This is a genomic window from Streptomyces sp. CA-135486 (assembly GCF_050936555.1).
Classification (GTDB): Bacteria; Actinomycetota; Actinomycetes; order Streptomycetales; family Streptomycetaceae; genus Streptomyces.
The window spans coordinates 2026456-2048473 of sequence record NZ_JBNJMM010000002.1; the positions used below are offsets into that span (position 1 = coordinate 2026456).

Below are 22018 nucleotides of genomic sequence, written 5' to 3' on the forward strand. Positions count from 1 at the left end.
GACTGCTCCACGTGGTGGGCTCGGTAGCATCAAGCACCGGCCCGGAGGGCACTCCTGCCCTACCCACCGCCGGTCGAAGCTGCCGGAGGTGCCCATGAGTGCAGAGGCCACCAACCCTGGTGCCCACAGCCGCAGGCGCGGCCGTCCCAGGATTGACCTCCGCAGGCTGGGCCGTGCCGCGCTGCTGGGGCCCGCCGCCCGCGACCGGCTGCCCGACGCGATCGGCCATGTCGCCGATGCGCACCGCGCCCACCACCCGGACGCGGACCTCGCCGTCCTGCACAAGGCCTATGTTCTGGCTGAGTCTTCGCACCGCGGACAGTTCCGCAAGAGCGGCGAGCCGTACATCACGCATCCGCTCGCCGTCACGCTGATCCTCGCCGAACTGGGCGCGGAGACCACCACGTTGACCGCGTCCCTCCTCCACGACACCGTCGAGGACACCGAGGTGACGCTCGATCAGGTGCGGACCGAGTTCGGCGCCGAAGTCTGTTATCTGGTCGACGGCGTCACCAAGTTGGAGAAGGTCGACTACGGCGCGGCGGCCGAGCCCGAGACCTTCCGCAAGATGCTCGTCGCCACCGGCAACGACGTCCGCGTGATGTCGATCAAACTCGCCGACCGGCTGCACAACATGCGCACACTCGGCGTGATGCGGCCCGAGAAGCAGGCGCGTATTGCCAAGGTCACCCGCGACGTGCTGATCCCGCTCGCCGAACGGCTCGGCGTCCAGGCGCTCAAGACCGAGCTGGAAGATCTCGTCTTCGCGATCCTCCACCCGGAGGAGTACGAGCGCACCCGGGCGCTGATCGCGGACAATTCCTCTGCCTCAGGCGCGCTCGACACCATGGCGGAGAGCTTCAGATCGGTGCTGCGGGACGCGGGCATCGCCGCCGAAGTCCTCATAAGGCCACGGCACTTCGTCTCCGTACACCGCATCAGCCTCAAGCGCGGCGAGCTGCGGGGCACGGACCTCGGACGGCTGCTCGTGCTGGTCGGCGAGGACGCCGACTGCTATGGCGTGCTCGGCGAGCTGCACACCTGCTTCACACCGGTGATCTCCGAGTTCAAGGACTTCATCGCCGCCCCCAAGTTCAACCTGTACCAGTCGCTGCACACCGCCGTCGCCGGACCGGAGGGCGCGGTCGCCGAAGTGCTCATCCGTACGCATCAGATGCACAAGGTCGCCGAGGCCGGAGTGATCGCCCTCGGGAATCCGTATGTACCCGTCGAGGGGGTCGAGCCCGCCGACGGCGAGCGCGCCGACCCCACCCGGCCCGGCTGGCTCTCCCGTCTCCTCGACTGGCAGCAGTCCACCCCCGACCCCGACACCTTCTGGACCTCCCTGCGTGCCGATCTGGCGCAGGACCGCGAGATCACCGTCTTCCGTGCCGACGGCGGCATGCTCGGCCTGCCGGCCGGCGCAAGCTGTGTGGACGCTGCCTACGCGCAGTACGGCGAGGAGGCGCACGCCTGTATCGGCGCACGCGTCAACGGCCGCCTGGCGACGCTGAGTACGGTGCTGAGCGACGGTGACACGGTGCATCTGCTGCTCGCCCAGGACGCCGCCTCCGGACCCTCGCCCGACTGGCTCGACCACGCCCGCACACCCGGCGCGCGCATCGCCATCACCACCTGGCTCGCGGAACATCCGGAAGGCGCGAAGGTGCAGGCGGCCGCCCCCCGCAGACCCGTGCCCGTCACCGCCGACCGGCCCGCCGCGGCGAACGCCGTCGTCGACCTGCCGGACGCGACCGTACGACTCGCGGGGTGCTGTACGCCGGTGCCGCCCGACGCGGTCATCGGGTTCGCCGTACGCGGCGGCACCGTGACGGTCCACCGCGAGAAGTGCCCCGCCGTGGCCCGGATGAAGTCCCTGGACCGGGAGCCCGTCCCGGTGAGCTGGGGCGACGCGGCCGAGTGCCGAGTGACCCTGGTCGCCGAGTCCTTCGGCCGCCCGCGGCTGCTCGCCGACCTCACCGAGGCCATCGCCACCGAGGGCGCGGCAATCGTCTCGGCGACCGTCGAACCGCCGAGTCAGCAGCGCGTACGGCACACGTACACCCTTCAACTCCCGGACGCAGCAGGTCTTCCCGCCCTGATGCGGGCCATGCGCGATGTGCCGGGCGTGTACGACGTGAGCCGCACCCAGCATCCGGCGGCCACCGCCTGACCCCGTTCGGGTGGGCGCGACGCGCGCCGTCACGGTCCCCGCCGGGTGCGCTGATAGCCGTAGGTCATGCTGCTCACATCTCGGCGCCTGCGTGCCGCCCTGCTGGCCACCGCCGCGGCCACCCTCGTCGCCGCGGCCCTGCCCCCACCCGTACCGCTCGGCATCGGCGATCCGCTCTTCCCGCACCTCGGCAATCCCGGCTACGACGTCACCGCGTACGACATCGCTCTCACCTACAGCGGGAGCAACACCAAGCCGCTGGACGCCGTCACCAAGATCGACGCCTTGACGACGGAGCGACTGGACCGCATCAACCTCGACTTCTCCCATGGCACGGTCGGCTCGGTGGAGGTCAACGGCCGGCCCGCGGAGTTCTCGAAGGCCGGAGAGGACCTGGTGGTGGAGCCGGAGACCGCCGTGGAGCGGAACACCCGCCTGCGGATCACGGTCCGTCACACCAGCGACCCCAGCGGCTCCTCGGACGCCGGGGGCTGGGTGCGCACAAGCGACGGACTGGCGATGGCGAACCAGGCCGACGCCGCGCGCCGGGTCTTCCCGTCCAACGACCACCCCGCCGACAAGGCCTACTTCACCTTCCGGATCACCGCTCCCAAGGAGCTCACGGCGGTGGCCAATGGGATGCGCACGGACAAGACCGCGACCGGCGACACCACCACCTGGGCGTACCGGACCAAACACCCCATGGCCACCGAGCTGGCGCAGGTCTCGATCGGCCGCTCCGCCGTGCTCGCGCGCACAGGGCCGGGCGGACTGCCGGTGCGCGACGTGGTTCCTGCCGCCGACCGCGAGACGCTGGAGCCCTGGCTGAAGCGGACGCCGGCGCACCTGGAGTGGATGGAGAAGCGCGTCGGCCGCTACCCCTTCGAGACGTACGGAGTGCTGATCGCCGACGCCGACACGGGATACGAGCTGGAGACCCAGACCCTCTCGCTGTTCGAGCGCTCGCTCTTCACCGGCGGCACGCTGCCCGAGTGGTACATCGACTCGATCATGGTGCACGAGCTGGCCCACCAGTGGTTCGGGGACAGCGTCTCGCCCCGCACCTGGTCCGATCTGTGGCTGAACGAGGGGCACGCCACCTGGTACGAGGCGATGTACGCCGAGGAGACCTCGGGGCAGCCGGGGCTGTCGGTGCAGGAGCGGATGCGCGCGGCGTACACGTACTCCGATCAGTGGCGGGCGGACGGCGGGCCGCCCGCGGCGCCCAAGCCACCGGCGCCGGGGCAGAAGATCAGCCTCTTCCGGCCCGTGGTCTACGACGGCAGCGCGCTGGTTCTGTACGCCCTGCGGCAGACGATCGGGACAAGCGCCTTCGAGCAGCTGGAGCGCGCCTGGGTGCGGGAGCACCGGGACGGGACGGCGACGACCGCGGACTTCATCGCGCTCGCCACACGGATCTCGGGGCGTGATCTGTCGAAGTTCTTCCAGGAGTGGCTGTACGCGGAGCGGACGCCTGCGATGCCGGGGCACGCGGACTGGCGGAGCACCGCTGCGACGACGCCCCCCACCCGCTGAAATCGGGGTGACGGCCTCGGCACGCGCGTGCGACCATCAATGGGTCGGCGACGCGACCGGGGCCGGGAACCCGCCGGGAATCATCCGAGCCCGTCACGCGTTGTGACTGTCGTACGAGGGTATTGCCCATACAGGACTTTCCCCTCGGCACGTCTCATCCCTCCCATCGACGTAAGGATCCAATGACCTCCTCTTCATCCCCTTCCCAGGACGAGCAGAGCTTCGCGGAGACGCGCACCGAGAGCCTTCGGGCCGATGCCCTGATGGAAGAGGACGTCGCCTGGAGCCACGAGATCGACGGAGAGCGGGACGGCGATCAGTTCGACCGCTCCGAGCGTGCCGCTCTGCGGCGTGTGGCGGGCCTCTCCACCGAGCTCGAGGACGTCACCGAGGTCGAGTACCGGCAGCTGCGCCTGGAGCGTGTGGTGCTGGTCGGTGTATGGACCTCGGGGACGGTGCAGGACGCGGAGAACTCCCTCGCGGAGCTGGCGGCACTCGCCGAGACGGCGGGCGCGCTGGTGCTCGACGGCGTGATCCAGCGCCGTGACAAGCCCGACCCGGCCACGTACATCGGCTCGGGCAAGGCGCAGGAGCTGCGCGACATCGTGCTCGAGACCGGAGCCGACACCGTCGTCTGCGACGGCGAGCTGAGCCCCGGCCAGCTGATTCACCTTGAGGACGTCGTGAAGGTCAAGGTGGTCGACCGGACCGCCCTGATCCTCGACATCTTCGCCCAGCACGCCAAGTCCCGAGAGGGCAAGGCGCAGGTCGCGCTGGCGCAGATGCAGTACATGCTGCCCAGGCTGCGCGGCTGGGGTCAGTCGCTGTCCCGGCAGATGGGTGGCGGCGGCGGTGGCGGCATGGCCACCCGTGGTCCCGGTGAGACCAAGATCGAAACGGACCGGCGTCGGATCCGCGAGAAGATGGCGAAGATGCGCCGGGAGATCGTGGAGATGAAGACGGGCCGTGAGATCAAGCGCAAGGAGCGCCGGCGCAACAAGGTGCCTTCGGTCGCGATCGCCGGATACACCAACGCGGGAAAGTCGTCGCTGCTCAACCGCCTCACGGGCGCCGGCGTCCTGGTGGAGAACGCGCTGTTCGCCACCCTGGACCCGACCGTCCGCCGGGCCGAGACGCCCAGCGGCCGGACCTACACCCTGGCCGACACCGTCGGGTTCGTACGGCATCTGCCGCACCACCTCGTCGAGGCGTTCCGCTCCACCATGGAGGAGGTCGGGGACTCCGATCTGATCCTGCATGTGGTGGACGGGGCACACCCGGCGCCGGAGGAGCAGCTGGCCGCCGTGCGCGAGGTGATCCGCGATGTGGGCGCCACGGACGTGCCCGAGATCGTGGTGATCAACAAGGCGGACGCGGCCGATCCGCTGGTGCTGCAGCGGCTGCTGCGCATCGAGCGGCATGCGATCGCGGTGTCGGCGCGGACCGGTGCGGGCATCGACAAGCTGCTCGCGCTCATCGATGTCGAGCTGCCGCGCCCCAAGGTCGAGGTCGAGGTTCTCCTGCCGTACACGCAGGGTGGGCTGGTCTCGCGAGTCCACGCCGAGGGCGAGGTTCTCTCCGAGGAGCACACCACGGAGGGCACGCTGCTCAAGGCACGGGTGCACGAGGAACTGGCCGCGGCGCTGGCGCCGTATGTCCCGGTGACTCACTGACGCGACCCACTGCAGGACCGAAGGCCCGCACCCCACTTGGGGCGCGGGCCTTCGGGTTTCCTGCGATCCCGTCGGCTACGTGTCGCCGTACTTCTCGCTCATCACGTGGGAGAGACGCTCGGCTCCCTGCCCAGCTGAGGACCGGCCAGCCAGCCATTGGTGACCGCCCCGCCTCCCTCTGTTCGCGCGGACAGGCGCTCAGCGACCCGCGAACTTCTTGCTGACCGCGTTGTAGACGCCCTTGGCCTCGTCACCGAGGCGCGGACCCGCCAGCCAGCCGGCCGTGACCGGGCCGATGGAGGTGTTGGACACGAGGGCGGGCTTGCCGTCCTGGCCCTTGGCCACCCAGCCACCGCCGGAGGAACCGCCGGTCATGGTGCAGCCGATGCGGTACATCGTCGGCTCGTTGGCCTTGACGGACAGCCGGCCCGGCTTGTCGGAGCACTGGAACAGCTTCTCGCCGTCGAACGGCGGCGCCGCCGGGTAGCCGGTGGCGGTGATGTTGTCGATCTTCGACACGGCCGGGGCGTTGAACTCCACCGGAAGCGCCGAACCGACCGTCTCCTCGAGGGACTTGCCCGTGCTGCCCTTCTCCGGGGTCACATGGATCACCGCGAAGTCGAACGGTGCGCCCTGGCCGCCGGTCGCGGCGCCCTGGGAGATCCACTGCTCGGAGGTCTGGGCCCAGTCGCCCCACCACACGCCGTAGGGAGCGATCTGCTCCTTGGTCATCTTCGCCAGCTCGGAGGTGGACTTGGCGCTGTCGTTGTACGACGGCACAAAGGCGATGTTGCGGTACCAGCCGCCCTTCTTGCCCGCGTGCACACAGTGGCCCGCGGTCCACACCAGGTTGGACTTGCCGGGGTTCGCGGGGTCCTTCACGACGGTCGCCGAGCAGACCATGGAACCCTCGGGTCCGTCGAAGAGGACCTTGCCGGCCTCCGCCGCGTTGGAGTGGTACGGGGCCTTCACGGCCTGCGCGTTGACCGGCTCGGGAGTCGGGTCGGTGACACCCTTGTCGCCCGAGATGTCGTTGTCGACGGGCTTCTCCGGCGGCTTCTCGGCCTCGCGCATCCGGTCCGGGTCCCACAGGTCCTCGATGATCGGATTGACGAAGTCCTTGGCTTCACGGAGCCACTTGTCCTTGTTCCAGTTCTTCCACTCGCCGTTCTTCCACTTGTCCAGGTCGATCCCGTGCTCCTTGAGCCGGTCCTTCAGATCGTCCGGGATGGTGATCTTGTCGTCGGCGGGCTGGCTCACGGGAGTGCTCGGCTTGCCGCCCGCGTTGTCCTCGCTCGGACCACAGGCGGTGGCAGCCAGCGCGAGCACGGCGGCGATGGAAGCCGCTGCCAGCGTCGGGCGAATGGGTCGCATCTCTTGATCCCCCTGGGACTTCAGTATTTCTGAACTGACAAACGCCTTGCTCACCCCGGCCGAGGGGCCCCGGCCGCAGTGCGGCCCCCAACTATGCCGGTGTCGATGGTGACGGCGCGCACCAGGTCCGCGGTTCCGTCGCCAACGATCCTCCGCCCCAAGGATCTTCCGATTGCCCGTGATCCCCGGCTTCCGGCGTCGTTGGTACGTACGGGGTGCTCAAGGCGAGCGTTCAGCCCGGCCGGGCGGCGTACGAACGCTGTACCGATGTGCAACGCAACCGTTACAGCAGGAGGACCAACAGCCGTGGCCGTGACCGAACCTGCCCCGGTGGCGCCGCCCGTCGCACACGAGGGAATTCTGCGCCGTCAGTCGCTCCGCGAGTCCGCGGCCCGTACGTATGCACGCTCGCTGCCCATCGTTCCTGTCCGGGCCAGGGGGCTGACGATCGAGGGAGCGGACGGTCGGCGCTATCTCGACTGCCTCTCGGGTGCGGGAACCCTGGCGCTCGGTCACAACCATCCCGTGGTGCTCGAAGCGATCAAGAAGGTCATCGACTCGGGGGCGCCGCTGCACGTCCTGGACCTCGCCACTCCGGTCAAGGACGCATTCACCACGGAGCTGTTCGCCACGCTGCCGCGGCAGTTGGCCGATGACGCACGCATCCAGTTCTGCGGGCCCGCCGGCACCGATGCGGTCGAGGCGGCTCTCAAGCTCGTCCGCACGGCGACCGGCCGCAACGGCCTCCTCACCTTCACCGGCGCCTACCACGGGATGACGGCAGGCGCCCTCGACGCATCGGGCGGCGCCGGCGATGTACGGGTGTCCCGGCTGCCCTTCCCGCAGAACTACCGCTGCCCCTTCGGCGTCGGCGGCGAACGCGGTGCCGAACTCGGCGCACGCTGGACCGAGAGCCTCCTCGACGACCCCAAGGGCGGGGTGCCCAGGCCGGCCGGAATGATCCTGGAACCGGTGCAGGGTGAAGGCGGGGTGATCCCCGCCCCGGACGCCTGGATGCGCAGAATGCGGGAGATCACCGCCGCCCGTTCCATCCCCCTGATCGCCGACGAGGTACAGACGGGCGTCGGGCGAACCGGCACCTTCTGGGCGGTCGAACACAGCGGCGTCGTACCGGACGTGATGGTCCTGTCCAAGGCGATCGGTGGCTCTCTTCCCCTGGCCGTGATCGTCTACCGGTCCGAACTCGACGCCTGGCAGCCCGGTGCCCACGCCGGCACCTTCCGCGGCAACCAGCTCGCCATGGCGGCGGGCGCGGCCACCCTCGCCTTCGTACGCGAGAACCGGCTCGCCGACCGGGCCGCAACCCTCGGCGCGCGCATGCTGGGCCGCCTCCAGGGGCTGGCGGCGGCACACCCCTGCATCGGGGACGTACGCGGCCGGGGCCTCATGATCGGCGTCGAGCTCGTGGACCCCGACGCCGCACCGCCGGACGCCCTGGTCCCGCCCTCCGCACCCGCTCTTGCCGCCGCCGTCCAGCAGGAGTGCCTGACGCGCGGGCTCATCGTCGAACTCGGCGGACGCCACTCCGGCGTCGTACGACTGCTCCCTCCTCTCACACTCACCGACGAGCAGGCCATGGCCGTCCTCGATCGCTTCGCCGATGCCGTGGCCGCCGCCGAGCGTTCACGGCAGCGCAGCACCGACGGCGGACAGTCCTACTGACCCGGACGATCACAAGGAAGACTCCGTGAATCCCACCCCCGCACCCGATGCGCCCGAGGCCGACGGCCGTTCCACCGCCCCCGAACGAGGACAGGGCGGTGTGCGCGGCCGCGTCACTGTTGAGGCGGCGATGGTGCCGCGCCAACAGATGGCCGGTCACAGCGAACAGCAGACGCCCACCACCGGCCCGTCCGCCGGAGCCGGAGACATCGAGCTCCTCGACCATCCGGATCCGTACCGCGCCGCGGACGCGGCGGCCGTCGAGAATCTGCTCCGCTGCTGGGTGCGGGAGAACAACCTCGACAAGCCCGACGGACACACCCTGCGCATCCCCCTGCACACCAGCGGCACGGCACTGCTGGTCCCCGTCCGGTACTGGTCGCCCAGCGGATGGCACCGCTTCGGCCTGCCTGCCCTCGAGGGAGCACTGCCCGATGCGCCTGTCGCCGACGGCGTCACCGTCGGGGCCCTCCTCGGCCGCGAGGCGGGCCAGACCGAAGGCGCCGACCTGGTCGGCCGGGTGGCCGACTCGGTACGGCGCACCGCCGACTTCATCAGCGACCGCCGCGCGGACCCCGCTCCCGCTCCCGAGGCGGACCTCTTCCTCACCGCCGAGCAGTCGCTCCTGCTCGGCCACCCGCTGCACCCCACGCCCAAGAGCCGCCAAGGCCTCTCCGAGGCGGAAGCCGAGCTCTACTCACCGGAGTTGCACGGCTCCTTCCCTTTGCACTGGATGGCTGTCGACAAGTCAGTACTGGCCACCGAATCGGCCTGGACTGAACAGGGCCGCACTCTGCCTGCCGAGCGGCTCATCGCTCGCCTCTGCGGGGACCTCCAACTCCCTCACCACACCGTTGCGTTGCCGCTGCACCCCTGGCAGGCTCGCGAACTGCGACACCGGCCTGGCGTCAGGGCCCTTCTCGACGCCGGCCTCCTGCACGACCTGGGGCCCTGGGGAGACCCCTGGCACCCCACCTCCTCGGTCCGCACCGTGCACCGGCCCGGCGCCCCGGCCATGCTCAAGCTCTCCCTCGGCCTACGCATCACCAACTCCCGTCGTGAGAACCTCCGCAAGGAACTCCACCGCGGCGTCGAGGTCCACCGCCTGCTCCGCACCGGACTCGCCGAACAGTGGCAGGCCGCCCACCCTGGCTTCGACATCGTGCGCGACCCCGCCTGGCTGGCCGTCGACAATGCTGACGGCGAACCGCTGGCCGGACTCGACGTCGTGCTGCGCCACAATCCCTTCGGTCTCGGCGACGACGCTGTCTGCGTCGCGGGTCTGACCGCGCCCCGCCCATGGCCGGGCCGACCCGGGATGTACTCGCGCCTCGCCGACATCGTGGCCAGGCTTGCCGAGCGCACCTGCCGCCCCACCGGCGCCGTGGCCGCGGAGTGGTTCCTGCGCTACCTCGACCACGTCGTACGCCCGGTGCTCTGGCTGGACGCCAAGGCGGGCATCGCCCTTGAAGCCCACCAGCAGAACACCCTGGTGATCCTCGACCCCGAAGGCTGGCCCGTCGGCGGCCGCTACCGCGACAACCAGGGCTACTACTTCCGTCAGTCGCACCGTGCCGCACTCGAGAGCCGACTGCCCGGCATCGGCTCCATGAGCGACACCTTTGTCTCCGACGAGGTCACCGACGAGCGCTTCGCCTACTACCTCGGCATCAACAACGTCTGCGGCCTGATCGGTGCCTTCGGCTCGCAGCGCCTCGCCGACGAGCGCGTCCTCATCGCCGCGTTCCGGCAGTTCCTCTCCGCGAACGCCGGCCTCGGCTCGCCACTTCCCGCGCAGCTCCTCGACGCCCCCACGCTCCGCTCCAAGGCCAATCTGCTCACCCGGCTGCGCGGCCTCGACGAGCTCGTCGGCCCGGTCGACACCCAGTCCGTCTACGTCACCATCACCAACCCCCTTCGTTCTTGAGGCAACACAACCCGACCGACCTGCGAGAGGAGAGCGCCACCGTGCCTCCCACCGATGCGAGCACCGACACCGGACCCGGTCCCACCCCCCAGCTCGCGGGGGGCGGTCCAGCACCGCAGCTCGCCGGGGGCGCCGAGGACACCTTGGACCTGCGGCTGCCGGAGGAATTCCTCGCACTGTTCCGGGAGGACGAGGCGGCCGCCGGCCCCGAGAAGGCGGACACCGCGGCCGCCGGCGACCTTTTGGACGCCCCGGCCGAGTGGGGGTCCGTAACCACCTCGCTCGGGGCCTTCCAGCTCGTCCCCGTACGCATCGAACGTGACCTGCCGCTCATCACCCGCTGGATGAACGACCCCGCCGTGGCTGCCTTCTGGGACATGGCGGGACCCGACTCCGTCACCGCCGCCCATCTGCGCAGCCAGCTCGACGGGGACGGCCGCAGCGTCCCCTGTCTCGGCGTGCTCGGTGGCATTCCCATGAGCTACTTCGAGATCTACCGCGCCGATCTCGACCCACTGGCACGGCACTATCCCGCCCGTCCGCATGACACCGGCATCCACCTCCTCATCGGCGGCGTGGCAGACCGCGGCCGCGGTATCGGCTCGACCCTCCTCAGAGCCGTCACCGATCTCGTTCTCGACCATCGCCCCCGATGCGCACGCGTCATCGCTGAACCCGATCTCCGCAACACCCCTTCCGTCTCGGCCTTCTTGAGTGCCGGATTCCGCTTCTCCGCCGAAGTCGACCTTCCTGACAAGCGGGCCGCGCTCATGGTCCGCGACCGCGCCCTTCGCAACCTGCTGTGAACGACCCGCTGCCTTGACCGCTGCCTTACCTACACCGCTCGACCCGCATCGGTTCCACTCGAGGAGTCCCCGTGCCGAAGTTCCCTGCCACCCACGACTCCGAACAGCCGCTCATGGTCCCGTTCACGCCGCCGGGCCTGTCCCCGCAGGCATGGGACCTGGCCGCCGGCCGCCTGCTGGCCAAGATGCTCGGCGAGTTTGCCTACGAAGAGATCATCAAGCCGGAAGAGGTGACCGAGCCAGAAGCGGTCACCGGGACGGGAGGGATCACCGGGCCCGAAGCGCTCACCGGGCGGGAGGAGATCACCGGGCGGGACGAGGCCACCGAGCCGGTCCCGGCATCCCGTGCCGGCCGCTACACACTCACGATCGACGACGGCCCCAGCCTTACCTTCCGGGCCCGGCGCGGAGCGTACGGAGGCTGGCGGGTCGATCCGCACTCCATCGAGCACGATGCCCGGCGCTTCACCGATCCGCTCGCCTTCCTCTCCCGGGCCCATCGCCTGCTTGCTCTCGACGGCGCCACCCTCGGACATCTCCTGCGGGAGCTGACCGTCACCCTTCTCTCCGACACCGGGCTCGATCACAGCGCGCTCACCGCCGCCGAGCTCGCCGACCTCGGCTACGCCGACATCGAAGGCCACCAGACAGGCCACCCCTGGCTCGTGCTCAACAAGGGCCGTATCGGCTTCTCCGCCACCGACACCGCCCTCTGGTCGCCCGAGGCCCGCAGGCCGGCCCGGCTGCCCTGGCTTGCGGTCAGCCGCAGCCTCGCCGACTACCGTGGAGTTCCCGGGCTCGCCGGACCCGACGATCTGTACGCCCGTGAACTGGACGACGCCGTACGCGAGTCCTTCGCCACCGCGCTGCGCGGCAGGGGCCTCGACCCCGACGCATACCTCTTTCTCCCCGTACACCCCTGGCAGTGGGACGAGGTGCTCCTGCCTCTCTTCGCCCCCGCCGTCGCAAGAGGAGACATCGTTCCGCTTCCCTCGGACGGTGATCTGCGACTGCCTCAGCAGTCCATCCGCACCTTCGTGAACGTCGACCGTGCAGAGAGACACACCCTCAAACTGCCGCTGTCCATCCTCAACACCCTGGTCTGGCGTGGCCTGCCGACCGAACGCACCCTCGCCGCCCCCGCAGTCACCGCCTGGGTGCACGGCCTGCGCGACGCGGACCCCTTTCTGCGCGACGAATGCGGCGTGATCCTGCTCGGGGAGGTCGCGTCCGTCACCGTCGAGCACCCTCTCTACGACCACCTTCCCGAGGTGCCCTACCAGTACAAGGAGCTCCTCGGAGCGATCTGGCGCGAGCCGCTGGGGCCCCGCCTCGCCCCGGGCGAGCGGGCCCGTACCCTCGCCTCACTGCTGCACACCGACCTTCACGGCCGAGCGTTCACCGCCGAACTCGTCGCCCGCTCCGGGCTCGCCCCGGCTGCCTGGCTCCGGCGGCTCTTCTCCGCGCTGCTCCCGCCGCTGCTGCACTTCCTCTACCGCTATGGCACCGTCTTCTCCCCGCACGGAGAGAACGCGATCGTCGTCTTCGACGACAATGATGTGCCGGTACGGCTGGCGATCAAGGACTTCGTCGATGATGTGAACGTCAGCGCCCAGCCGCTGCCCGAGCACGCTTCCATGCCCGACGACGTGCGGCGGATTCTCCTCACCGAGGAGCCCGCCTTCCTTACCCAGTTCATCCACGCAGGGCTCTTCATCGGGGTCTTCCGCTTTCTTGCGCCCCTGTGTGAGGAGCAACTGGGTGTTCCGGAGGAGCAGTTCTTCTCGCTCGTACGGGCCGAGATCCTGCGCCACCAGGCCCGCTTCCCGGAGCTCAAGGAGCGCTACGAGACGTTCGACCTGCTCACGCCGCGTATCGAGCGTCTCTGCCTGAACCGCAACCGGTTGCATCTCGACGGCTACCGGGATCGCCCTGACCGCCCGCACGCCGCCGTGCACGGCACGGTTCCCAATCCGCTGGGCCCCCTTTGATGACCCCGTCGCCGAACCCATCGATGGTCGGATGCGCGATCGCGTTGTCAGTGGTGCCCCGTAGGCTGGTGCGGCTATGACGAAGCCATCCCTCCCCGAGCTCCTCCACGCCGCCGTCACCGCCGTCGGCGGTGTGGAACGACCAGGCCAGGTCACCATGGCCGAGGCCGTTGCCGAGGCCGTCGACGACAATTCCCATCTGCTTGTCCAGGCCGGCACCGGCACCGGAAAGTCCCTCGGCTATCTGGTGCCCGCCCTGGCGCACGGGGAGCGTGTGGTCGTGGCCACGGCGACGCTGGCCCTGCAGCGGCAGCTCGTGGAGCGTGATCTTCCGCGTACGGTCGAGGCGTTGCACCCGCTGCTGCGCCGCCGACCCGAGTTCGCCATGCTCAAGGGTCGTTCCAACTATCTCTGTCTGCACCGTCTGCATGAGGGCGTGCCGCAGGAAGAGGAGGACGGGCTCTTCGACCAGTTCGAGGCTGCCGCGCCCACCAGCAAGCTCGGCCAGGATCTGCTGCGGATGCGTGACTGGTCCGACGAGACCGAGACCGGAGACCGGGACGATCTCACCCCGGGAGTCTCGGACCGGGCGTGGGCGCAGGTCTCCGTCTCCTCCCGGGAGTGCCTGGGCGCCTCGAAGTGCGCGTACGGTGCCGAGTGCTTCGCCGAGGCGGCCCGCGAGCGCGCCAAGCTCGCCGATGTGGTCGTCACCAATCACGCACTCCTGGCCATCGACGCGATCGAGGGCGCTCCAGTGCTCCCGCAGCACGAGGTGCTGATCGTCGACGAGGCCCATGAGCTGGTCTCCCGGGTCACCGGCGTCGCCACCGGCGAGCTCACGCCGGGCCAGGTCAACCGTGCCGTGCGCCGCGCCGCCAAGCTGGTCAACGAGAAGGCGGCGGACGCTCTGCAGACCGCCGCCGAGACCTTCGAGCGGCTGATGGAGCTCGCGCTGCCCGGTCGGCTCGAGGAGATCCCCGAGGACCTGGCATACGCTCTGATGGCCCTGCGGGACGCTGCCCGCACGGTCATCTCGGCCCTCGGCAGCACCCGCGACAAGTCCGTCCAGGACGAGGATGCCGTACGCAAGCAGGCCCTCGCGTCCGTTGAGAACATCCACGACGTGGCCGAGCGCATCACGCAAGGGTCCGAGTACGACGTCGTCTGGTACGAGCGCCACGACCGTTTCGGCGCGTCCCTGAGGGTGGCCCCGCTCTCGGTCTCCGGTCTGCTGCGCGAGAAGCTTTTCGCCGAGCGGTCCGTGGTGCTGACCTCTGCCACGCTGAAGCTCGGCGGCGACTTCAACGGAGTCGGGGCCTCGCTCGGCCTGGCCCCCGAGGGCACCGCAGGCGATGCCCAGGGCGGAGCCGCTGAGGTCGTGAGTCCGCAGTGGAAGGGACTCGACGTCGGCTCGCCGTTCGACTACCCGAAGCAGGGCATTCTCTATGTCGCCCGCCATCTGGCGACGCCGGGGCGCGAAGGTTCCCGCGGCGACATGATGGACGAACTTGCTGATCTCGTGGAGGCCGCCGGCGGTCGTACGCTCGGCCTCTTTTCCTCCATGCGGGCAGCTCAGGCTGCGGCGGAGGAACTGCGCGGCAGGTTCGACAAGCCGATTCTGCTTCAGGGCGAGGAAACGCTGGGTGAGCTGATCAAGTCCTTCGCCGCCTCCCCTGAGACCTGCCTGTTCGGCACGCTCTCCCTGTGGCAGGGCGTCGATGTCCCGGGGCCCGCCTGCCAGCTGGTCGTCATGGACCGGATCCCGTTCCCGCGTCCCGACGATCCGCTGATGAGCGCCCGGCAGAAGGCCGTGGAGGAGGCCGGCGGCAATGGTTTCATGGCCGTCGCCGCCACGCACGCCGCGCTGCTGATGGCCCAGGGCGCGGGTCGTCTCGTACGCGCCACGGGCGACCGCGGCGTCGTCGCCGTACTCGACCCGCGGCTGGCCAACGCCCGTTACGGCAGCTATCTGCGCGCCTCGCTGCCGGACTTCTGGTACACGACGGACCGCAACCAGGTGCGTCGCTCGCTGGCCGCGATCGACGCCGCCGCCAAGGCTGAGGGCAAGTAGTACGGCAGGACACTGGTGGGGCTTGCCGTACGGCTGGGCCTCATGGAATGCGCCCGGCCTGCGGTTTACGGGCACAGCAGGGCCCCGGGACCGGCGCAGTGGGCCCCGGGGCCCGGTCAGAGCCGGCGGGTGCTCACACCCGCCGCAGCACAGCCACCACCTTGCCGAGAATCGTCGCCTCGTCACCCGGAATGGGCTGATACGCAGCATTGTGCGGGAGGAGCCATACATGGCCGTTCTCCCGCTTGAAGCGCTTGACCGTGGCCTCACCCTCCAGCATCGCGGCCACGATGTCCCCGTTCTCGGCGACGGGCTGGCGGCGGACCGTCACCCAGTCACCGTCGCAGATCGCGGCCTCGATCATCGAGTCACCCACGACCTTCAACACGAACAGCTCGCCGTCGCCGACAAGCTGGCGGGGGAGCGGGAACACATCCTCGACCGACTCCTCGGCGAGGATCGGGCCACCGGCGGCGATCCTGCCGACCAGCGGAACGTAGGACGCTGCGGGCTTTCCTGTGGTGTCCGTCGGCTGCGTACTGGGCTGGTCGGAGCCGCGCACCTCATATGCCCTGGGGCGGTGCGGGTCCCGGCGCAGGAAGCCCTTGCGCTCCAGCGCCATCAGTTGATGCGCGACGGAGGAGGTGCTGGAAAGCCCGACAGCCTGGCCGATCTCACGCATCGACGGCGGGTATCCCCGACGCTGCACGGAGTCGCGGATCACCTCGATGACGCGCCGCTGCCGATCCGTGAGTCCGGAGCTGTCGGCCCGGATACCTGGAGGTCGGCCGGGCAGTGAACGCGTGGGCTTCTGCCCCTCGGAGGGCGTGGCTGCGTCATTCATGGCATGCACCGGCTCGAATCGGTTCTGGGAGCGGTCCTGGGCAGTGATGGCGGCACTGTCTGCGGTGGTGGTCACGTCGGCCCCTCTCGAATGGTCTCCCTAGCTGGACAACGGTAGTGGGTTTCGAAAGGTTGCGCCAAACACACGTTCGAGTGAAAAATCGCAGATTGTCTGACGCGGGCGCCTGCCTGGGTGTATGTACGAACGCTCAGACCGTAAGGCAATGCGGGCCAGTACGGTAGCCTCCACCGGCGGGGTGTCGACGGGTGGGGTGATTCCAGTCTTGCACCCGGCGGCCCGGAATCCAGGGAGCCGTGCGGCTCCCGTACTCTCCTGGCTGGTCCCTGGCCGCTCGTGGGCTCGTCTGTGGCCCCTCCGTGGCTCGTCTGCGGCCCGCCCTTGGGCAGGTCCCGCGCCGCCTTGATGACGCGGCGCCACCACTCGTACGCCTCCCGTAGGCGACCGCCGCCGCGCGACACGCGCTGAGGGTGAAAAAAGCGACTCAACCCCAGATCTAGTGGTTGGATTGTGTCCGCCGCCCAGAAGTTGTGGTCCCCGGTCCGCCAAGACCGCTGCCATCGCCTATGCTTGGGGCTGCTTCGAAGGGCTTCGGCAAGCCGGTCGAGGCCATTCAGTCGTGCTGTGAAGGAGGGTTGGGAGAGCCATGCACTGCCCCTTCTGCAGGCACCCCGACAGTCGTGTCGTCGACAGTCGCACCACCGACGACGGAACGTCGATCCGCCGCCGTCGGCAGTGCCCCGACTGCTCCCGGCGTTTCACGACGGTGGAAACCGCCTCGCTGATGGTGATCAAGCGCAGCGGAGTGACCGAGCCCTTCAGTCGCACCAAGGTCATCTCCGGCGTGCGCAAGGCATGCCAGGGGCGACCGGTCACCGAGGACGCTCTCGCCAAGCTCGGCCAGCGGGTCGAGGAAGCGGTGCGCGCCACCGGCAGCGCCGAGCTGACCACCCATGACGTGGGTCTGGCCATACTCGGCCCCCTGCAGGAACTCGATCTCGTCGCGTACCTGCGATTCGCGTCCGTGTACCGGGCTTTCGACTCGCTCGAAGACTTCGAGGCCGCCATCGCGGAACTCCGCGAACAGCGGCCTCCCGCAGAGAAGCGCGGGACCGGCGAGACCCTTGAGGTCCCGGTGCCCGCCACCGCCGCCGACTGAGCACCACCGCGCCGATCGCCCAGGGCCCGCCTCATCGGCCCGCCGATCGGCAGCAGGGCGGCAAGAAGACCTGTCACGGGCGCTGTGCGCGGCGCCCGCGGCATCAGACAAGACTGTGCCACGGGAAGATCTGGGCACTTCAGAGCGTTTTTGCCCGTATATGGGAGGCGGCATGACAGAGACGACGAGCGGCCCGGCGCGAGGGTCCCGAGCCAAGGGATCCAAGGCGAGCAAGGGACTGCGTATCGAGCGAATCCACACCACCCCCGGCGTGCATCCGTACGACGAGGTGGTCTGGGAGCGTCGTGACGTCGTCATGACCAACTGGCGCGACGGCTCGGTCAACTTCGACCAGCGTGGCGTCGAGTTCCCCGACTTCTGGTCGGTGAACGCGGTCAACATCGTCACCAGCAAGTATTTCCGCGGGGCCGTGGGCACCCCGCAGCGCGAGACCGGTCTCAAGCAGCTGATCGACCGGATCGTGAAGACCTACCGGAAGGCCGGCGAGGACTACAACTACTTCGCCTCGCCCGCCGACGCCGAGATCTTCGAGCACGAGCTGGCGTACGCCCTCCTGCACCAGATCTTCAGCTTCAACTCGCCGGTGTGGTTCAACGTCGGCACGCCCCAGCCGCAGCAGGTCTCGGCCTGCTTCATCCTGGCCGTCGACGACTCCATGGAGTCGATCCTCGACTGGTACAAGGAAGAGGGGATGATCTTCAAGGGCGGCTCGGGCGCCGGTCTGAACCTCTCCCGGATCCGCTCCTCCAAGGAGCTGCTCTCCTCCGGCGGCAACGCCTCCGGCCCCGTCTCCTTCATGCGCGGCGCCGACGCGTCCGCGGGGACGATCAAGTCGGGCGGCGCGACCCGGCGCGCGGCCAAGATGGTCATCCTCGACGTCGACCACCCCGACATCGAGGGCTTCATCGAGACCAAGGTCAAGGAAGAGGAGAAGATCCGCGCTCTGCGTGACGCGGGCTTCGACATGGACCTGGGCGGCGACGACATCACGTCCGTCCAGTACCAGAACGCCAACAACTCGGTCCGTGTGAACGACGAGTTCATGAAGGCCGTCGAAACCGGTGGCAAGTTCGGCCTGCGTGCCCGGATGACCGGTGACGTCATCGAGGAGGTCGAGGCCAAGACGCTCTTCCGCAAGATGGCCGAGGCCGCCTGGGCCTGCGCCGACCCCGGCATCCAGTACGACGACACCATCAACCACTGGCACACCTGCCCCGAGTCCGGCCGGATCAACGGCTCGAACCCGTGCAGTGAGTACATGCACCTGGACAACACCTCGTGCAACCTGGCGTCGCTGAACCTGATGAAGTTCCTCAAGGACGACAGCGAGGGCCACCAGTCCTTCGACGTCGAGCGGTTCGCCAAGGTCGTCGAGCTGGTCATCACCGCGATGGACATCTCGATCTGCTTCGCGGACTTCCCGACGCAGAAGATCGGCGAGAACACCCGGGCCTTCCGCCAGCTCGGCATCGGCTACGCCAACCTCGGCGCCCTGCTGATGGCCACGGGTCACGCGTACGACTCGGACGGCGGCCGCGCGCTCGCCGGTGCCATCACCTCGCTGATGACGGGTACCTCGTACCGGCGCTCCGCCGAACTCGCCGCGGTCGTCGGTCCGTACGACGGCTATGCCCGCAACGCAGCGCCGCACAAGCGCGTCATGAAGCAGCACTCCGACGCCAACGCCGTGGCCGTCCGCATGGACGACCTGGACACGCCGATCTGGGCCGCCGCCACGGAGGCCTGGCAGGACGTGATCCGCCTCGGCGAGAAGAACGGCTTCCGCAACGCGCAGGCCTCGGTCATCGCGCCCACCGGCACCATCGGTCTCGCGATGTCCTGCGACACCACCGGCCTCGAGCCCGACCTCGCCCTGGTCAAGTTCAAGAAGCTGGTCGGCGGCGGCTCGATGCAGATCGTCAACGGCACCGTCCCGCAGGCGCTGCGCCGCCTGGGCTACCAGGAGGAGCAGATCGAGGCGATCGTCGCCCACATCGCCGACCACGGCAATGTGATCGACGCTCCCGGCCTGAAGACCGAGCACTACGAGGTCTTCGACTGCGCGATGGGGGAGCGCTCCATCTCCGCGATGGGCCATGTCCGCATGATGGCGGCCATCCAGCCGTGGATCTCCGGCGCCCTCTCCAAGACCGTCAACCTGCCGGAGACGGCCACTGTCGAGGACGTCGAAGAGGTCTACTTCGAGGCGTGGAAGATGGGCGTCAAGGCGCTCGCGATCTACCGCGACAACTGCAAGGTCGGCCAGCCCCTCTCCGCCAAGACGAAGGAGAAGGAGAAGGCCGAGGTCACTGAGAAGGCCGAGGAGACGATCCGGGCCGCGGTCGAGAAGGTCGTCGAGTACCGCCCCGTCCGTAAGCGCCTCCCCAAGGGCCGTCCCGGCATCACCACCTCCTTCACGGTGGGCGGCGCCGAGGGCTACATGACCGCCAACTCCTACCCGGACGACGGTCTCGGCGAGGTCTTCCTGAAGATGTCGAAGCAGGGCTCGACCCTCGCGGGCATGATGGACGCCTTCTCGATCGCCGTCTCGGTGGGTCTGCAGTACGGCGTTCCGCTGGAGACGTACGTCTCGAAGTTCACCAACATGCGCTTCGAGCCGGCCGGAATGACGGACGACCCGGACGTGCGGATGGCGCAGTCGATCGTCGACTACATCTTCCGCCGCCTGGCGCTGGACTTCCTGCCCTTCGAGACGCGCTCGGCGCTCGGCATCCACTCGGCCGAGGAGCGTCAGCGTCACCTGGAGACCGGTTCGTACGAGCCGTCCGACGAGGACATGGACGTGGAGGGTCTGGCCCAGTCCGCCCCGCGTCAGCAGGAGCCCCTGAAGGCCGTTGCCGTGGCTCCCCCGGTGGAGGCTCCGGCCCCGAAGGAGGCGCACACCTCGGCGGAGCTCGTCGAGATGCAGCTGGGCATCAGCGCGGACGCGCCGCTGTGCTTCTCCTGCGGGACGAAGATGCAGCGGGCGGGCTCCTGCTACATCTGCGAGGGCTGCGGCTCGACCAGCGGCTGCAGCTGATCGCCACCTGTAGCACGCAGTAGCTGGGAGAAGGGGCGTCGGCACGGTGCCGGCACCCCTTCTCGTGCTCAGTAAGTACTGGTGCCGTCAGGCGCCCATCAGGGACACGAACTCCTGCGGCTCCGCGTCGAATCCGCGGACGGTCCGGTGGAATTCCCACTCGCCCGCCTCGCCGCGTGTGAACTCGCCGACGACCGCGGCCGTGGACCCGGCCACGTCGGCGAAGTCACTCCTGCCCAGCTCGATGTGCCCCTCCAGAACGCACACGAGGGCGTTCGCGACGTCGGCGAACACTGTCCGACCGTCCCGCTGCTGTATGACCACGCCCACGACGACGCGCCCGTACGTGGCCGCCAGGCGGTCGAACTCCAGCGTCATGACCTCGTCGGGACCAAAACCCTGACCCGTCTTGCTGTCCCTGACCAGGATGATGGTGCCGTCCGGCGACCGGCTGTCGAAATGCACGACGTACTCAGGCTCGCCGTGCGGGGCGTCCGCGCGGTATGTCGCGGCGACGATGTCGAGATCATGCGCGGGCTGACCGAGGGGGCTCGGATCCCACCTGAGGGTTACCTCGGCCTTCCGGACCCCCTTGTTGAAACTGCTCACCGGACTCCCCTTTCCCGTGATTCACCGAACTGCCAGGTGCTGTGCATCGGTTGACCATGCTGTCACGTCCAGCCGGGCAAACGGGTTGGTGTGCAGCGCCGTCATGGCGATCATTGTCCAGGGCGGCGCCGCTCGGGGTCGCCGGACTGTTCACGGGGGTGGGGATCATGATCTGGAGCAGCGAAGAGCTGGATCTGGACGCGTACTTGGCACGTATCGGATACGCAGGGCAGGTCGCGGCGGACCTGGAGACGCTGCGGGCGCTTCAGCGGGCGCATGTCGCGGCGATTCCCTTCGAGAACCTGGAAGTGGCGCTCGGTCGCCATGTGCCGCTGGATCTGAAGAGCCTGCAGGTGAAGCTGGTCGGCCGGCGGCGCGGTGGCTACTGCTACGAGCAGAACTCCCTGTTCGCCGCCGTGCTGGAGAGGATCGGCTTCCAGGTGGCCGGGCGCGGGGCCCGGGTCAGGGCGAACACAGCCCGGAGGCGGCCTGTGACGCATGCCGTCCTGGTGGTCACGGTGGACGGCGAACCCTGGCTCGCCGACACGGGTTTCGGCAGCCTGGGCATTCTGGAGCCGGTGCGCTTGAGGGATGGCGTCGTGGTGGAGCAGGGAGGGTGGACCTTCGGGATCACCACGGAGGACGAAGGTATTCACGTACTGCGGACTCTCGGCCCCGAAGGGTGGGCCGATATGTACGCGTTCGCTCCCCAAACGCTCTATCCCGAAGATTTCATGGTCATGAACCACTACAGCTCGACACATCCGCAGTCACGGTTCGTCGGTCAGGTGGTGGCGCAGAAGCCCGGCCCTCAGGTGCGTCATACCTTGCTGCGCGGCGAATTGAGCGTCTCGCATACGAACGGCACGAATGAGAGTCGCAGGGTGCCGGCGAGTGAGCTGATCCCCGTACTGAACGAGGTCTTCGGCATCGAGCTGGATACCGAGGACGCGGTTCGGCTGCGCGCCCTGAGCGAGCTGAATGAGCGGAGCGAGCGGGGTGGGGACCCGCATTGAGTTCCGGCGGCGGAGTGGGTGCAGATCCTGGCTGATGTGTTCAGGATCGAACTGGATGCCGAGGATTCGGCCGGCCG

General features: G+C 69.0%; 14 protein-coding genes. 11 read left to right on the forward strand and 3 right to left on the reverse strand.

All coding sequences use genetic code 11. The annotated features are described in order from the left end of the window. Positions 1–94: 94 nt before the first annotated feature. The 3 genes from ACQEVG_RS28670 (at position 95) to hflX (ending at position 5382) form a co-directional block, all read left to right on the forward strand. Complete coding sequence (locus tag ACQEVG_RS28670) at positions 95–2173, forward strand: RelA/SpoT family protein (RefSeq protein ID WP_432989020.1); 2079 nt, start codon at positions 95–97, stop codon at positions 2171–2173. Positions 2174–2239: 66 nt separating this feature from the next. Next, positions 2240–3709, forward strand: a complete 1470-nt coding sequence (locus ACQEVG_RS28675; protein ID WP_432989022.1) for a M1 family metallopeptidase — start codon at positions 2240–2242, stop codon at positions 3707–3709. 182 nt (positions 3710–3891) lie between these two features. Continuing rightward, positions 3892–5382 (forward strand): GTPase HflX, encoded by a 1491-nt coding sequence (gene hflX, locus ACQEVG_RS28680; RefSeq protein ID WP_432989024.1) that lies wholly within the window; start codon positions 3892–3894, stop codon positions 5380–5382. A 198-nt stretch (positions 5383–5580) separates the two neighbouring features. On the opposite strand, the gene ACQEVG_RS28685 is transcribed toward hflX, so the two are convergent. After that, the gene (locus ACQEVG_RS28685; RefSeq protein WP_432989026.1) at positions 5581–6756 is read right to left on the reverse strand and encodes a trypsin-like serine peptidase; all 1176 of its coding nucleotides are present in this window, start codon (positions 6754–6756) and stop codon (positions 5581–5583) included. Positions 6757–7062: 306 nt separating this feature from the next. Between ACQEVG_RS28685 and ACQEVG_RS28690 the strand changes: the two genes are divergently transcribed. The 5 genes from ACQEVG_RS28690 (at position 7063) to ACQEVG_RS28710 (ending at position 15234) form a co-directional block, all read left to right on the forward strand. Further along, complete coding sequence (locus ACQEVG_RS28690) at positions 7063–8439, forward strand: diaminobutyrate--2-oxoglutarate transaminase family protein (RefSeq protein WP_432989028.1); 1377 nt, start codon at positions 7063–7065, stop codon at positions 8437–8439. Between the two features lie 25 nt (positions 8440–8464). Beyond that, positions 8465–10366 carry an IucA/IucC family protein gene (locus ACQEVG_RS28695; protein WP_432989030.1) on the forward strand — a complete coding sequence of 634 codons (1902 nt, stop codon included), beginning with the start codon at positions 8465–8467 and terminating at the stop codon, positions 10364–10366. 41 nt (positions 10367–10407) lie between these two features. Further along, on the forward strand, positions 10408–11172 hold the full coding sequence (locus ACQEVG_RS28700) for a GNAT family N-acetyltransferase (protein ID WP_432989032.1): 765 nt from the start codon (positions 10408–10410) through the stop codon (positions 11170–11172). A 71-nt stretch (positions 11173–11243) separates the two neighbouring features. Beyond that, complete coding sequence (locus tag ACQEVG_RS28705; protein WP_432989034.1) at positions 11244–13163, forward strand: IucA/IucC family protein; 1920 nt, start codon at positions 11244–11246, stop codon at positions 13161–13163. A gap of 76 nt (positions 13164–13239) precedes the next feature. After that, positions 13240–15234 carry an ATP-dependent DNA helicase gene (locus tag ACQEVG_RS28710; protein ID WP_432989036.1) on the forward strand — a complete coding sequence of 665 codons (1995 nt, stop codon included), beginning with the start codon at positions 13240–13242 and terminating at the stop codon, positions 15232–15234. Positions 15235–15367: 133 nt separating this feature from the next. Here the strand turns inward: ACQEVG_RS28710 and lexA are convergent, their stop codons facing one another. Then, positions 15368–16153: a transcriptional repressor LexA gene (gene lexA / locus ACQEVG_RS28715; RefSeq protein ID WP_432989038.1), complete on the reverse strand. Its 786-nt coding sequence runs from the start codon at positions 16151–16153 to the stop codon at positions 15368–15370. Positions 16154–16742: 589 nt separating this feature from the next. Here lexA and nrdR point away from each other — a divergent pair. Further along, the gene (gene nrdR / locus ACQEVG_RS28720; protein ID WP_432989040.1) at positions 16743–17255 is read left to right on the forward strand and encodes a transcriptional regulator NrdR; all 513 of its coding nucleotides are present in this window, start codon (positions 16743–16745) and stop codon (positions 17253–17255) included. Between the two features lie 172 nt (positions 17256–17427). Next, positions 17428–20316 (forward strand): vitamin B12-dependent ribonucleotide reductase, encoded by a 2889-nt coding sequence (locus ACQEVG_RS28725; protein WP_432989042.1) that lies wholly within the window; start codon positions 17428–17430, stop codon positions 20314–20316. A gap of 87 nt (positions 20317–20403) precedes the next feature. Here the strand turns inward: ACQEVG_RS28725 and ACQEVG_RS28730 are convergent, their stop codons facing one another. Beyond that, entirely contained in the window at positions 20404–20925 is a 522-nt protein-coding gene (locus tag ACQEVG_RS28730) for a TerD family protein (RefSeq protein ID WP_432989044.1), read from the reverse strand. A gap of 167 nt (positions 20926–21092) precedes the next feature. On the opposite strand from ACQEVG_RS28730, the gene ACQEVG_RS28735 reads away from it, so the two are divergent. Then, positions 21093–21941, forward strand: a complete 849-nt coding sequence (locus ACQEVG_RS28735; protein WP_432989046.1) for an arylamine N-acetyltransferase family protein — start codon at positions 21093–21095, stop codon at positions 21939–21941. Positions 21942–22018: the final 77 nt, after the last annotated feature.

What these genes read in the sequence shown, in the direction of transcription:
- ACQEVG_RS28670 (WP_432989020.1), top strand. Translation starts at nt 95, where the DNA reads ATGAGTGCAGAGGCCACCAACCCTGGTGCCCACAGCCGCAGGCGCGGC.
- ACQEVG_RS28675 (WP_432989022.1), top strand. Translation starts at nt 2,240, where the DNA reads ATGCTGCTCACATCTCGGCGCCTGCGTGCCGCCCTGCTGGCCACCGCC.
- hflX (WP_432989024.1), top strand. Translation starts at nt 3,892, where the DNA reads ATGACCTCCTCTTCATCCCCTTCCCAGGACGAGCAGAGCTTCGCGGAG.
- ACQEVG_RS28685 (WP_432989026.1), bottom strand. Translation starts at nt 6,756, where the DNA reads ATGCGACCCATTCGCCCGACGCTGGCAGCGGCTTCCATCGCCGCCGTG.
- ACQEVG_RS28710 (WP_432989036.1), top strand. Translation starts at nt 13,240, where the DNA reads ATGACGAAGCCATCCCTCCCCGAGCTCCTCCACGCCGCCGTCACCGCC.
- nrdR (WP_432989040.1), top strand. Translation starts at nt 16,743, where the DNA reads ATGCACTGCCCCTTCTGCAGGCACCCCGACAGTCGTGTCGTCGACAGT.
- ACQEVG_RS28725 (WP_432989042.1), top strand. Translation starts at nt 17,428, where the DNA reads ATGACAGAGACGACGAGCGGCCCGGCGCGAGGGTCCCGAGCCAAGGGA.
- ACQEVG_RS28735 (WP_432989046.1), top strand. Translation starts at nt 21,093, where the DNA reads ATGATCTGGAGCAGCGAAGAGCTGGATCTGGACGCGTACTTGGCACGT.